This window comes from Ruegeria sp. CH2, assembly GCF_056537065.1.
Window position 1 is genome coordinate 133,935 of the sequence record NZ_JBQFQV010000007.1, and the last position, 14,024, is coordinate 147,958.

Annotated in this window: 13 protein-coding genes; 8 read left to right on the forward strand and 5 right to left on the reverse strand. The window is 54.4% G+C overall.

The features are described 5' to 3' along the window. Window positions 1-178 precede the first annotated feature (178 nt). Both ACR0M9_RS11890 and ACR0M9_RS11895 read left to right on the forward strand, forming a co-directional pair. On the forward strand, window positions 179-2,227 hold the full coding sequence (locus ACR0M9_RS11890) for a dockerin type I domain-containing protein (protein ID WP_480483722.1): 2,049 nt from the start codon (window positions 179-181) through the stop codon (window positions 2,225-2,227). A gap of 93 nt (window positions 2,228-2,320) precedes the next feature. Beyond that, window positions 2,321-3,112: an inositol monophosphatase family protein gene (locus tag ACR0M9_RS11895; RefSeq protein ID WP_480483723.1), complete on the forward strand. Its 792-nt coding sequence runs from the start codon at window positions 2,321-2,323 to the stop codon at window positions 3,110-3,112. A 3-nt stretch (window positions 3,113-3,115) separates the two neighbouring features. On the opposite strand, the gene ACR0M9_RS11900 is transcribed toward ACR0M9_RS11895, so the two are convergent. Genes ACR0M9_RS11900 through ACR0M9_RS11920 form a run of 5 tightly spaced genes read right to left on the reverse strand, consistent with a single transcriptional unit; the run spans window position 3,116 to window position 8,515 of the window. Then, the gene (locus tag ACR0M9_RS11900) at window positions 3,116-3,682 is read right to left on the reverse strand and encodes a histidine phosphatase family protein (protein WP_480559896.1); all 567 of its coding nucleotides are present in this window, start codon (window positions 3,680-3,682) and stop codon (window positions 3,116-3,118) included. Then, entirely contained in the window at window positions 3,683-4,753 is a 1,071-nt protein-coding gene (locus ACR0M9_RS11905; RefSeq protein WP_480559898.1) for an ABC transporter ATP-binding protein, read from the reverse strand. It lies immediately after the preceding gene. Then, window positions 4,750-6,966, reverse strand: coding sequence for an ABC transporter permease (locus ACR0M9_RS11910; RefSeq protein WP_480547007.1), 2,217 nt, complete (start codon window positions 6,964-6,966; stop codon window positions 4,750-4,752). The genes ACR0M9_RS11905 and ACR0M9_RS11910 overlap by 4 nt, the downstream gene beginning before the upstream one ends. Then, window positions 6,967-7,992: an ABC transporter substrate-binding protein gene (locus ACR0M9_RS11915; RefSeq protein WP_480539136.1), complete on the reverse strand. Its 1,026-nt coding sequence runs from the start codon at window positions 7,990-7,992 to the stop codon at window positions 6,967-6,969. Window positions 7,993-8,050: 58 nt separating this feature from the next. After that, window positions 8,051-8,515, reverse strand: coding sequence for an NUDIX hydrolase (locus tag ACR0M9_RS11920; RefSeq protein ID WP_480483728.1), 465 nt, complete (start codon window positions 8,513-8,515; stop codon window positions 8,051-8,053). A 224-nt stretch (window positions 8,516-8,739) separates the two neighbouring features. On the opposite strand from ACR0M9_RS11920, the gene ACR0M9_RS11925 reads away from it, so the two are divergent. The 6 genes from ACR0M9_RS11925 (at window position 8,740) to ACR0M9_RS11950 (ending at window position 13,969) form a co-directional block, all read left to right on the forward strand. After that, window positions 8,740-9,549, forward strand: coding sequence for a DeoR/GlpR family DNA-binding transcription regulator (locus ACR0M9_RS11925; protein ID WP_480483729.1), 810 nt, complete (start codon window positions 8,740-8,742; stop codon window positions 9,547-9,549). A 61-nt stretch (window positions 9,550-9,610) separates the two neighbouring features. Continuing rightward, a complete protein-coding gene (phnD, locus tag ACR0M9_RS11930) occupies window positions 9,611-10,585 on the forward strand; it encodes a phosphate/phosphite/phosphonate ABC transporter substrate-binding protein (RefSeq protein WP_480483730.1) in 975 nt (324 codons plus the stop codon). Between the two features lie 60 nt (window positions 10,586-10,645). Continuing rightward, window positions 10,646-11,440, forward strand: a complete 795-nt coding sequence (gene phnC / locus ACR0M9_RS11935) for a phosphonate ABC transporter ATP-binding protein (protein WP_480487503.1) — start codon at window positions 10,646-10,648, stop codon at window positions 11,438-11,440. Then, window positions 11,437-12,252 (forward strand): phosphonate ABC transporter, permease protein PhnE, encoded by an 816-nt coding sequence (phnE, locus tag ACR0M9_RS11940; protein ID WP_209507091.1) that lies wholly within the window; start codon window positions 11,437-11,439, stop codon window positions 12,250-12,252. The genes phnC and phnE (ACR0M9_RS11940) overlap by 4 nt, the downstream gene beginning before the upstream one ends. Beyond that, entirely contained in the window at window positions 12,252-13,067 is an 816-nt protein-coding gene (gene phnE, locus ACR0M9_RS11945) for a phosphonate ABC transporter, permease protein PhnE (RefSeq protein ID WP_480773684.1), read from the forward strand. The genes phnE (ACR0M9_RS11940) and phnE (ACR0M9_RS11945) overlap by 1 nt, the downstream gene beginning before the upstream one ends. Continuing rightward, complete coding sequence (locus tag ACR0M9_RS11950) at window positions 13,031-13,969, forward strand: HAD-IIA family hydrolase (RefSeq protein WP_480773685.1); 939 nt, start codon at window positions 13,031-13,033, stop codon at window positions 13,967-13,969. The genes phnE (ACR0M9_RS11945) and ACR0M9_RS11950 overlap by 37 nt, the downstream gene beginning before the upstream one ends. The last annotated feature ends 55 nt before the right edge of the window (window positions 13,970-14,024 follow it).

Sequence of the window (14,024 nt, forward strand, 5' to 3'; positions counted from 1 at the left end):
GCTGATAACGGCTGGCTCATCTGTCTTTCCCACTGGTTACTGTTGCGATCGAAAGTGAAAAATTGAGTTAATCTGAAACCGAACTTCTCGTTTTCACCACAATTCCGCTTTTGTTTCGGTCCGTGCATCAGGTCATCTTTTGGTCAAGGCCAGGGGTGGCGATGGAGGTGTGGCTGTGATGCTTCAATTCGAAGGTGTGGTGGCAACGGGGAGCGCGGCGCTCGATTCAGGTATCGGCGATACGGCTTTAAAAACGTTTAACGGAACCACGTATCTTTATACCGTCACCGGACCGGGTGGCGGCGTCGCGGTCTGGAGGCTGGTCGAGGGCGCGTTACCGCAACTGGTCGACACGGAATATTACAGCGGCACAATCACGTTTCACGTTGGTCGCAGTGGCACACCGATAACGCTGGCGGGATCCGAACAACTTGTACTGGATGTGAATATGGCGGTCGGGTTGGTCGGATATGACCTGAACGTGGATGGCACCCTGGACAGCCTTACGGAAACCGGATCTCTGGCAGGAGGAGGAGATATCTCGGCGATTGTTCAAGTGTCGATCGGACCCATGGATGTTCTGGCAATGGCTCATGAAGAAACGGGTCAAATCGGGACATATCTTGTTAATCCAGATGGAACGCTGAGCCTTGCTGGTCTTGTTGCTGGCTCTGGAGACGCGATGCAGACGCTGCGCGCAGGAACAGACCATTTCCTGATCTCAAGTGATGCGGCCAGCAATACAGTCTCAACTTATCGGATCGACAGCATTTCCGGTCAGTTGACCGAGATTGACAACAGTTCAGCCATGGGAACCCTTGGAATCTCGACTCCGACAGCCGTCGAAACGATCGATGCCTACGGCAAGCCCTGGGTGATCGTGGCGGGCGCAGGCAGCGACTCGCTCAGTGTGCTTCAATTGAAAGCTGACGGCAGCCTGAGCGCCACAGACCATATTCTGGATTCGCACACGACCCGCTTTGAATCCGTGCAGGACCTTGAAGTCGTGGACATCAACGGGCGCGTATTCGTCGTGGCGGGTGGCGGCGACGATGGGCTTACATTGTTCACGCTGACACCGGAAGGCCAGTTGGTCTATCTGGACAGTTTCGCCGACACTTTGAGTAGTGGATTGCAGAATGTCGAATCGCTGAGCCTTGCTCACGTCGGCAATGAGTTGCAGATTCTGGTTACGTCGCAACAAGACGCTGGAGTCACTGTCATTTCGGTTCCTGTCGATGATCTTGGGGTCGTGAACAAAGGGTTTGGAACAGTATCGGGGACGGCCTTTGACGACATGCTGAGTGGCAGTATTCTGGATACCACCCTGATGGGTGGCGATGGCGATGACATACTGATAGCAGGAACAGGTGCTACGACCATGTCAGGTGGGGCAGGGGCCGACATTTTCGTGATGCAGTCGGGCAGCGGTCTGACCACGATCACGGATTTTCAACCGGGTGTGGACCGTCTGGACATGTTCGACTACCTGCTGTTGCGGTCCCCTCAGCAACTGACATTCACCAGCACCACCCAAGGGGCGCGGATAGAGTATCGGGGCGAGGTGGTGCAGGTTCAGTCCGCTTCGGGCGGAACGCTGACCAGTACCGATATTTTCGGGGCCGGGTTTGAAGGCCCCGATCACATTCCGGTTGAATTCGGTGATTTCGGCGGTTTGAAGCCGGACAGTTCGGATGGCGTGCTTGGGCCAATCACAGTGGACAGCCGATCTGTAAATCCCGGATTGTCGGATGCGGAGATTAGATTCACTCCGATCGGCGGTGGCACGGTATCTGTCACGGCTGACGATCAGGGACAATTTGACTTGGACCTTCCGGATGGCACGTTCCCCGGAAGACTGGACATCATCAAGCACTATTCGACGGCAAGCAAAGAGATCGACGCAATGGACGCTTTACAAGTGTTGCGCATTTCGGTTGGCCTCGATCCGACATGGGGGCCCGCCGATGCGGAAAACCTAATCGCAGCGGATATCAATCAAGATGGAACCATCAATGCCCTGGATGCACTGGCGATTTTGCAGGTGGCTGTTGGGAAAACCACTGCGCATGAACCTCAATGGGTCTTCTTGGATTCAGATGCGGATTTGTCGGGAGTTACAAAAAGCAACGTTGATTATCAGACTGGAATGGATGTTGTAGCCATAGACGGGGTGATAACCGCCGATATGACGTCCATTTTGCTCGGCAACCTCGAGGCGGCATGAATTGAATTGAACGGTGCTGCAACTCAGTCATTGCAAGCCTTCCGCTTGGACCGCAATGTTGGCCTTAGATACACAAACACAAAAGGACAGGCCATGAATCGTCTTTCGGAACGCAGAGATTTTGCCATCGCGGTCTGTGAAGAAGCTGGGGTGATAGCCGAGAAATACTTCTTGGACAGGAGTAATCTGGTTATCGATCAAAAAGGTGCTCAGGACTGGGTGAGCGACGCGGACAAAAACGTCGAAGCCTTCATTCGTCAAAAGATCATGGATGCTTGGCCGCAGGATGGGATATTTGGCGAAGAACACGGCGCTGCCACAGGCAAGAGCGGTTTTGACTGGGTGATTGATCCAATTGATGGAACTACGAATTTCGTCAATGGCATACCCGTATGGACGATTGTTCTGGCCGGTGTCACCGAAGGGCACACTGCGGTGGGTGTGATCCGGGATCCGAGTATGGATGAAACCTTTGTGGCAACACGCGGAGAGGGCGCGACACTGAACGGTTCACCGATACACGTGGCCTCTGGGGTTGCTCTTCGGGATGGGACGGTTTCTGTGGGGTATTCGAACCGGATCGAAACTCGCCACGTCGTGCCGGTGGTTGCAGAACTGATCGAGCGCGGTTCCATGTTTCACAGAAACGCCAGCGGTGCATTGTCATTGGCCTATGTCGCAGCCGGGCGACTTCTGGGTTATGTGGAAGAACACATGAACGCCTGGGATTGTCTGGCTGGGCAATTGTTGGTTGCAGAAGCGGGCGGTGTTGTCGAAGATCAAGACGCCGACGCGATGATCCGCGACGGTGGGCGCGTGATCGTCGGTACACCAGATGTATTTGAAAGTTTGTTGGAAATCGCAGAGAACGCTTGGGGGGCTTAACGTCTAGGCCATTGGCAACCAAGTGGAATTAGGTTGCAAAGTTGTCAGACTTGTCTGCCAATAATGGCCTTGTGACGGTTGATCGTACTGGCGGTCAATCGGAATCCCGGAAAGCTCACACCACAACAATGTCCCGACCGCACCATGTGTAACGATGGCGAGGTCTCCGGTGCCATGGGCACGAGTGATTTCCAAGACTGCCCGGTGAATGCGCCTCTGCGCGTCGGCCGCAGTTTCCCAACCGCGAAAGCTAATATCCGGCTGGGCAAAGAATGCGTCCGCGGCCGCCTCGAACTTTTCCCGTGGAAGGAAACCAGTGGTACTCCGATCATTCTCGCCAAGTTCCGGGTGGATACTTAGAGGCAACCCCAAGGGCGTGGCCAGAATCTCACCAGTGTCACGAGCCTTTCGTTCGCCGCTGGCCCAGATATGGCTGACATTGGCCATAGCTTCACTGGCGGCAAAGGATGCGGCGCGCCGGCGACCTGTCGCGTTCAGACCCCATTCCGTAATGGGGGTATCCGGATCAATAACGACCTCGGGGTGAGTGATGATCAGTAAATTCGGCATCTAGTTGGGCAGAAGTACCGGCCCTTTGCCCGCAAACCCCATCCTGATTTCGGTACCCGGTGCAAGCGGTGCATCAACATCATCGTGGACCGCAAAAACCTGACCAAATGCGCCGGTCAGTGTGTATTCCATCCGCACGCCAACATAGGTTGCCTTGGCCACTGTAGCGGCGATGCCGTCATCAGAACCAATCACAAGGCGCGAGGGTCGTACAGCGATGGTCGCGGGCCCATTGGTCAAACCCCGACGCGGCAGAGTGTGACGGTAACCTTCGATCTCGATTGTTGCAGTATCACCGTCGGTTGCAACGATCTGACAGTTGAGCAGGTTTGCCTCGCCTATGAAATCGGCAACAAACCGGTCATTCGGGGCATCATAAAGCTCGCGAGGTGTACCCATCTGAGCGATCGCGGCGTTCCGCATCACAACGATCTCGTCCGAGACGGCCAGGGCCTCTTCCTGATCGTGGGTGACATAGACAACCGTCAATCCAAGGTCTTGCTGAATGGCCCGGATATCCTCGCGCACCTGGCGTCGCAGCTTGGCATCAAGGTTGGATAGCGGCTCGTCAAACAGCAGAACCTGTGGTTCTAGAACCAGCGCTCGCGCGACGGCGACACGTTGTTGCTGACCACCCGAGAGTTCGGAGGGAAGGCGATTGTCGAACCCCTTGAGCCCTACCAATTGCAAGCCATGCAAGGCGCGGCTGCGAGCCTCATCCTTGGCAAAGCCCGAGAATGTGAGGCCGTACATCACGTTCTCCAGCACGCTCATGTGGGGAAACAGCGCGTATGATTGAAACACCATTGATACGTCGCGGTCTGTTGCGGGCAGTTTGGTGACGTCCCGGTTGCCAATCATAATCTTGCCAGAGCTTGCCATCTCTAACCCGGCGATCATGCGCAACGTCGTTGTTTTCCCACAGCCTGACGGACCAAGCAGCGTGACCAGTTTTCCCGCTTCGACATGAAGGTTAATGTTATCAACAGCCACAACGTTTTTGCCGAACACTTTCGACACTTTCTCAAATAATACCGGGGCGGCCTTGGAACCGATTTTGTTGTCGGTCATGAGGGTGTCTCCGTTGTGTTCTGTGTGCGCCGACCGATCTGGACCCGACCGACGAGAATTTGCAATAAACCGACCGCTGCCAGCATCACGAAGATCAGCGTCGTCGAATACGCAATGGCGAGACCATAGTCGTTATTCTCGACCCGCCCGATGATATAGCTGGTTGCCATGTCGTATTCGGCACTGACCAGAAAAATCACAGCCGAGATCGCCGTCATCGCGCGGACAAAACTGTAAACAAGCGCGGCAAGTATCGCGGGACGTAGCAGCGGCAGAATGACACGACGAAATGTCTGCCACGAGTTTGCACCAAGGGTCAGCGAGGATTCATCGAGACTGCGGTCAAGTTGCGACATGCTGGCGATGCCCGCACGGACCCCAACCGGCATGTTGCGGAATATGAAGCTGATAACAAGGATAACGCCTGTGCCGGTTATCTCGATGGGCGGAACGTTGAAGGCAAGAATATAGCTGACACCAATCACCGTACCGGGGATTGCAAAGGACAGCATGGTCCCAAACTCGAAAGCGTTCTTTCCCGCAAAGCTTTGCCGGGTCAATAGGTAAGCCGTGACCAACCCAACCGCTGCCGTCAGAGGCGCAGCAATCGCCGCAATGGTTATGGTAGTCCAGAAGCTGTCCCACGCGGCGCCGGTCCAACGAATGCCCTCTTCTTCAAATCGAACAGAGAATGCCGTGACGTAGTGTTTTAGGGTCAGGGAGTTATTGACCCCCCAAAGCTCGACCACACTGCCGTAGATGATCATTGCATAGACAATGATCGTGAACACCGCCCAGCCAAGAGCGATTACCAGCACTGGAACAGAAAGACCCGTAGGCATCAAAGGGTGCACGCCTGCGTCGCCTTTGCCTGTTACGGTGGTATAGCTTTTCTTGCCCAGCCAAACACGCTGTGCGTAAAAGGCCGAAAGAGTAAAAAACAGCAATACCATGGCCAGAACGGCGGCCCGTCCTTGGTCATATTGCGCCCCGACGATGGCAAAGAAAATCTCGGTCGATAGAACGTCGAAATTCCCACCCAGAACAAGCGGGTTTCCGAAGTCGGCCATGCTTTCGATGAAGCCCAAAAGAAATGCATTGGCAAGACCGGGGCGCATCAGGGGCAGGGACACTGTCCTGAACGTTTGCCATCTGCTGGCGCGGAGAGTCTGGGCCGCTTCCTCCATAGATGGCGAGACGCCTTCCACCACGCCGATAAGAACGAGGAATGCAATGGGCGTGAATGCAAGGGCCTGTGCGATGAATATGCCTGGCATTCCGTACAGCCAGCGCGTTGGCTGCGTGCCGAACAGCTCGGCGACGAACCGTGTGACCGAGCCTGACAGACCAAAAAGCAGGATCAGCGCGAGGCCAATCACAAATGGCGGGGTAATGATCGGAAGAACAGTCAAAGCCCGCAGCACGCGTTTGTAGCGAAAGCCCGAGCGGGTCACGACCAGTGCAAAGCACAAACCCAGGGCAGTCGTGACGAAGCCAACTAGGATGGCAAGAAACAGCGAGTTCCATGCCGCGCCACACCTGGCACCATAAAAACACCCCAACCCCCAAAGCCGGGCATCAAAGAACTTTGAAAAGAAGACAGCAATGGAATATGCGCCATCTTCAGTGACGAAGGCAGCGAACAGCATCTTGGCGATCGGAAAAAAAACAAAGACGGTGACGATGGTAATCACACCGCCAATCGCACTAACAACAAAAACGTCACCGTTGATGGCACCTCTTGCCGCAATGCCTTGGGTCAACAGGAACAGAAAGCTTGAAGCGCAAATCATTGCGCCATAGCCCATACCGAATTGGCGATCACCAAGTTCGCCAAAATAGGCTTCCAACCAATTGAAATTGAAACCCCTGATGCCAATCCCGAATCCCTGTGCGATCAACCAGCCGAAGCCGAGCGCACCGGAAAGGATCAGAACCCGGGCATAGAGCGGGTCAGACTTGGCTCGCTTCAGCACCAGAAGGGGTAAGGTCAGAGCGATCAATAGTGGGGCAAGCCAAAGCTTCTCACCCTGTGCGATCAGGAATGCAGCGGGGGCATAATCTTCGTCAAACGGGTAACCGTCAAAAAGCCATTCGAATGACCACAGGCCGCCGTCGACCATATACCACGGCAGCAGGCAAAACCCGACCCACCCGGCGATGACCCAAAAGATCAGAACCGGACGGGTCTTTTTTGTAATATGGTTGGCCATTTACTGCGGCAGAACCGAAACCTCTTCGTCCCATTTCTGCAACAGACGCTTTCGTTCGTCTGAGGAACCATACTTTTTGAAGTCATAGTCGATCAGCTTGATCTGACTCATGTCAGGCGCGCTTTCCGACGTTTCTGCGCTCTTATTTGATGGCACCTGAAACGCGCTGACCTGAAGAGCAAGGTTCTGCGCCTCGGGCGACAGCGCCCAGTCATAGAATTTCTTCGCCTCTTCCTCGTTGCGGGCGCCTTCAATAATGGACATCGAGCCAATTTCGTATCCCGTACCCTCACAAGGCGCGACTACCTTGATCGGGAAACCCGAAACAGCCTGCTTTACCGCATCATGCATGAAGACGATGCCAATCGTGTTCTCGCCTCGACCGGCTGCTTTGATTGGTGCAGATCCGGATTTTGTATACTGGTTGATATTCGAATGCAGGCCTTTCATGAACTCAAAACCTTCATCCTCGCCAAAGATCTGCACCATCGAGGCCAGCGTTGTGTAGGCCGTACCAGACGAGTTCGGGTTGGCCATCTGAACGTGACCCTTGTATTCAGGCTTTAGCAGGTCTTTCCAACAGGCGGGTTCGGGTAGGTTATTGGCCGCCAGCAGGTCTGCGTTATAGCCATACCCAAGTGCGCCGGAATAAATGCCGATCGTTCTGTTTCCGGCACTTTCGGCTTGGGAAATTGCCCAATCATGAAGCTGGTCGCGCATTGGCGACATGTATTCCATTGTCAGGTCCTCTTCGGCGGCCTGCAAATGCGGATCACCCGTGCCGCCCCACCAAACGTCTCCTTTCGGGTTCGAGCTTTCGGCACGAATCTGGGCAAAGGTTTCGCCTGACGACTTACGCGTCATGTTGACGTCGATGCCCGTTGCATCTTCGAAACTGCGCGCCATGAGTTGGCACCAGTCTTCCTGCGCCGAGCAATAGAGTGTCAGCTTGTCTGCCTGCGCTGCCGACACAGATGCGGCTATTGCAATCAGCGACCCGACGGCCGTGGATGTAAGTTTTTTCATTATCATTCCTCCCTTTGGTTATCGTGCACCAGTATCTTTTGTTTTGTCAGGCGCTTTCTCATCCAGCTTTTCGTAGCTTGTTAATGACAGACTGGGCGTTCTGATTGCCCGTCAGATTTCTCAGAAAACTTGACAGATCTCTTTCTTCCACCAGCTTTGCCGCTTTCCCCGGTGAAAACCAGTGACGCGTCCGTTCTTCCCGTTCTTTCCAACGCCGCTTCAGTTTTTCAACGACCATGGGATAGAGGGTAACGCGGCAGCGAACGCTATTCGCGCCCTCAAAGCGCTTGTCGTAGAAAAATTGGCCAATCGGCTGTTTCGAGATTGCCCCGACTGCACCTGCTTCTTCCAGAGCTTCAATTTCGGCGGCATGCCAAGGTTTCTTTCCTTCCATCAACCAACCTTTTGGGATGACCCACCGCCCAGTATCGCGCGAAGTCACCATCAGAACGCGTAGTTTTCCATCCCTGTCCCAGCGCATCGGAAGTGCTGCAATCTGGTCTGTTATGTTGCCGTCGCTCATGCTGCCCTCAATGACACGGTATCAATAGCGCACCCAGAATAACCTTCAGTCGTTAACGGTGGTTCTTGGGTTTTCACTATGAAACGGTTCAATTCACACATTCTTGCCTTGCGCTTTGGACTCTTCCGAATTGTCACAACCTACTGAGGGTTATGCAACAAAAATTATTGCATTATGCCCGAAATCCCACAAAAGTGGGGTTTGAAACCTGATTGGGTTGTTGGATGTCCAAAACGAAAATACGTGCCAAAACGATTGAAAAGGGACGGGGTAGGGTAAAGAAATCCGACCGGCGCCAGCAAATACTGCTGGAGTTGAAGCTTCGCCCGCACGTTCGCATCAATGAATTGGCCCAGCGTTTCAACGTCTCTAACGAGACGGTGCGCAGGGATTTTGACGCCCTGTCGAATGACGGCCTGATCGCACGCGCGCACGGAGGGGCATCTGCCCCGGCGCAAGGGCATTATCCAGGTCTGGACGAGCGAGCCAACGCGCGGATTGAGGAGCGCGAACGCATAGGTATCAGCGCGGCGGGACTGGTTCGTGACGGTGAAACGGTCATGATCGATTCCGGTTCGACTACAATCGAAATGGCCCGTGCATTGGCGTATCTCGGCACTCCTTGCACAGTGATTACGAATTCAATCCCGGTGGCAATGACCCTCGGCCATGGGGCTGCCGAGGTTCTGCTTTGTCCAGGAGAATATCTGGCAACCGAATCTGCGACGATCGGAACCGAGACGCTGGAATTCCTGTCTCGGTTCAATGTCGACAGATGCATGATCGGCTCGTCAGGTTTTTCGGTCGAAGGCCCTTCAGAAACCGTGCGCGGCTTTGCGGCTGTCAAAAGAATGATGCTGACGCGCGCAGCAAATCGACATCTTTTAATCGATTCAGGGAAATTTGGCCGTAAAGGCCTGTCTCAGGTCGGAGACCTGACCAACCTGGATTCCATAGTTTCCGACACGAAACCAACAGGAGAGTTGCTTAACGCGATCAACGGTGCCGAGGTTGATATTCTTGTCGCCCCGTAAACACTGAAATGAATGACGAACAGCGGACTGCAAAAAGACCGCGCATGACTGGGAGGAAAACATGAAGATAGACATCAGATTATTGGTTGGGGCATCGGCAATTGCGCTCATGTCGCTTTCCGGGACAGCTTCGGCGCAAGATTGCCCGAGGGGTGATCTGGACGAGCGGTTTTGCGACGTCGATGGGGATTTGATTGCGGATATCCCCACAGATTCTTCCCAGCTAATTGATCCTGACACCCTGATTTTTGCCTATACACCGGTCGAAGACCCAGCCGTATACAAAACCGCGTGGTCTGACTTTCTAGAGCATCTGAAGGCTGAGACAGGCAAGGACGTGGTCTTTTTTCCGGTCCAAAACAACGCCGCCCAGATCGAGGCGATGCGGTCGGGACGCCTGCATATTGCGGGCTTCAACACCGGGTCCAACCCACTGGCAGTAAACTGTGCCGGGTTCCGACCGTTTACGATTATGGCCTCAAAAGACGGTAACTTCGGTTATGAAATGGAGATCATCACCTACCCAGGCTCGGGCATCGAAAAGGTTGAGGATATCAAAGGTAAGCAACTTGCCTTCACGTCACCCACGTCCAACTCGGGCTTCAAAGCACCGTCGGCGATCCTGAAAAGTGACTTTGATCTTCTGCCCGATCGCGACTTCGAACCCGTCTATTCGGGAAAGCACGACAACTCGATCCTTGGTGTGGCGAACAAGGACTATCCAGCGGCATCGATTGCAAATTCGGTAAAGGCACGGATGATTTTGCGGGATGTGATCAAGGAGGAAGATGTTGTTACGATTTACAAATCGCAGACCTTCCCAACCACCGGATTTGGCACTGTCTACAACCTGACGCCCGAATTGCAGGAGAAAATCCGCAATGCTTTCTTCAACTTCGAGTGGGAAGGGACGACGCTTGAAGCGGAGTTTTCCAAGTCGAACGAAGGCCAATTTCTTGAGATGACTTACCAGGAATTCTGGGACGTCATTCGCAAAATTGACGCGGCAAACGGCGTCTCCTACGCCTGCCAATAAGTCTTGCTTAATCCAGCGGGCCTGAAAAGGCCCGCTAATCACCCTAATCGGGGGCAATTTATGCTGCGTCTTCAAAAGCTGACGAAAACCTACAAGACCGGAGATCAGGCACTGAAGGCCATCGATCTTGAGGTACCCAAAGGGCAGGTGCTTGCACTGATTGGACCCTCGGGCGCGGGAAAATCGACCATGATCCGTTGCATCAACCGCTTGGTTGAACCCACAAGCGGCGGTGTTCTTCTGGATGACATGGACCTGACCAAACTCGGGTCGGGTGCGTTGCGGAAAGCACGCCGCGAAATGGGTATGATCTTTCAGGAATATGCCCTGGTCGAACGCCTCACCGTGATGGAAAACGTATTGTCCGGTAGGTTGGGGTATGTGGGATTCTGGCGCAGCTTTCTGCGGCGGTATCCGCAGTCGGATGTGGACGAGGCTTTCCGCCTGCTGGACCGGGTGGGGCTGTTGCATATGGCTGACAAACGCGCGGACGAGTTGTCGGGTGGTCAACGCCAAAGGGTCGGTATCTGCCGCGCTCTGATCCAGGACCCAAAGTTGTTGCTGGTCGATGAACCGACCGCGTCGCTGGATCCGAAGACCAGTCGACAGATCATGCGGCTGATCACCGAGCTGTGTCAGGAGCGCGGGCTGGCGGCCATCATCAACATCCATGACGTGGCTCTAGCCCAGATGTTCGTTCCGCGTGTCGTGGGCCTCCGCTTTGGCGAAATCGTGTTTGATGGTCTTCCAACAGGGCTCACCCCGGAAAAGCTGACCGAGATTTACGGCGAGGAAGACTGGGAAGCGACCATCGAAAAAGTGGATGAGGATGAAGATGTCGAGGCCGCAGAATGAGCCATCGAGAACTTGACGACATGCTGGGAAAAGGCTGGCGCAAACCGGCCTTTATCAAAAACACGTTGCTGCGCAGGGCATTGATACTTGGGTTCTTCGCCTACCTGATTGCGGCTTTCATGACCATCGATGTTGATTGGGGCAGGGTCTATGAGGGACTGGACAGGGGATGGGCGTTCGTCCTTGCCTTTACCAGCCCGGATTTCATTTCACGGTGGTCGGATATCTGGGCCGGTCTTCTGGAAAGCATTGTGATGACCGTGGCCGCTTCGGTTGTCGGTATCCTGATTTCGATCCCGATAGGATTGGGGGCTGCACGTAATATCGCCCCGTTGCCAATTTACATAATGTGCCGCGGCATTGTCGCGTTAAGCCGGGCATTGCAGGAAATTATCGTTGCCATTTTGCTTGTGGCCATCTTTGGCTTTGGCCCGCTGGCAGGATTTTTGACGCTGTCTTTCGCAACCATTGGGTTTCTTTCCAAGCTTTTGGCCGAAGATATCGAGGCGATGGACAAAGTTCAGGCTGAGGCGATTCAGGCCTCTGGTGCACGATGGCTGCAATGGATCAACTACGGGGTTCAGCCTCAGATCATGCCTAGGCTTGTGGGTCTTTCCATGTACCGGATCGACATCAATTTCCGGGAAAGCGCTATTCTCGGGCTGGTGGGGGCAGGCGGCATTGGCGCGACACTTAACACCGCGTTTGATCGATATGAATATGATACGGCTGCCGCCATTCTGATCCTTATCATCGGGATCGTCATGGCCCTTGAATACCTTTCGGGAATTATCCGCGCGAGGGTTCAGTAATGCCGGTTCTTGAACGCGACGATACACAAATCTGGCGCAGGCGGACGACGCGCCAAAGCCTGGTTCGCTGGTTTGGCTGGCTTCTGGGAGTAGCGGTTTTTGTCTACTGTTGGCAGCTCATTTCGGAATCGACAACCTGGTTTTTCGTCTGGGACGCACCCCGTATCGCCAACGATATCTGGACCCGCGCAACACCTCCGAAATGGGATTATATTACCCAGCTGGGTCGCCCGATCTGGGATACACTGAACATCGCTACACTGGGCACGATCATCGCTCTGTGCATGGCCGTGCCGGTTGCCTTTTTGGCGGCCCGCAATACTACCCCGTCGGCGTTGTTCATCCGCCCCATTGCCTTGTTGGTCATTGTCTCGACCCGCTCAATCAACTCGCTGATCTGGGCGCTTCTATTGATCGCTATCATCGGACCGGGCGTGTTCGCCGGTGTCATAGCAATCGCCATTCGTTCAATCGGGTTTTGCGCCAAACTTCTTTATGAAGCGATTGAAGAGATTGATCACGGTCAGGTCGAGGCGATCACAGCCACCGGTGCTTCGCGGTGGCAAGTCATGGCATATGGGATCGTTCCGCAAATCCTGCCAGCTTTTGCCGGAATTGCGGTCTTTCGTTGGGATATCAATATTCGCGAGTCTACAGTGCTTGGTCTGGTTGGTGCCGGTGGCGTCGGGTTGCAGCTCTCGGCCTCGCTTAATGTTCTGGCGTGGCCGCAAGTCAGCCTCATCCTGATTGTAATTCTTTTTGCGGTCATGATCAGCGAATGGGTTTCGGCAAAAGTACGAGGAGCGATCATTTGACCGGATTCTCAGCGCAGGAGGCTTTTAAGGCATACGAAGCCGTCCGGCACCGCCTTCCAGATATTGAACCGAACGACGTGAGCTATCGTCGTATCGAGACCCTTTCCGAAATTATTGATGAGTTTGACGTATTTCTTCTGGATGCGTTCGGGGTTCTCAATATCGGAGAAACAGCAATCCCCGAAACGCCTGAACGGATCAAGTCACTGACGGATGCGGGCAAACGTGTCCTGGTGGTTTCGAATGCCGCAGGGTTTCCTCATGCCACGCTGTTGGAGAAATACACCAGGCTGGGATATGACTTCGCGCCGCAGGATGTGATTACCAGTCGGGCTACGTTGCTGTCCGGGCTGAATGGCCGACGTGGGCTGCACTGGGGTTTGATGGCGACACCCAGCGCCGGTCTTCGCGACTTGGAACGTTTGAAATTAACCTATCTGGAAGATGACCCGCAGCCCTACGAAACCGTTGATGGTTTTCTGATGATCGGGTCAGCCGCCTGGACTGAAGCCCGACAAGCGATGTTGGAGGCGGCATTGTTAAGCCGACCCCGTCCAGTATTGGTGGGCAACCCGGACATCGTTGCCCCACGCGAGTACGGCTTTTCCAAAGAGCCCGGTCTTTTCGCGCACCGTTTGGCCGACCGAACGGGTGTAGCCCCGCAGTTTTATGGAAAGCCTTTCGGCAATATCTATGATCTTGCCTTTCAGCGACTTGGGCCCGTCGACAAATCCCGCGTTCTGATGGTAGGTGACAGTCTGCATACTGACATTCTGGGCGCGCGTCATGCCGGAGTGGCTTCCGCACTTGTCTCGGATTTTGGGTTCTTCGCCGGGCATGATGTCGAGGAAGCGATCAAACAAGCAGCGATCGTGCCGGACTTTGTCGTGACCCGACCTTAGGATTTTGAAGTAAAGCGTATTTTTAGCAGAGCGAACGGGCAGCGTTGACTTGCAG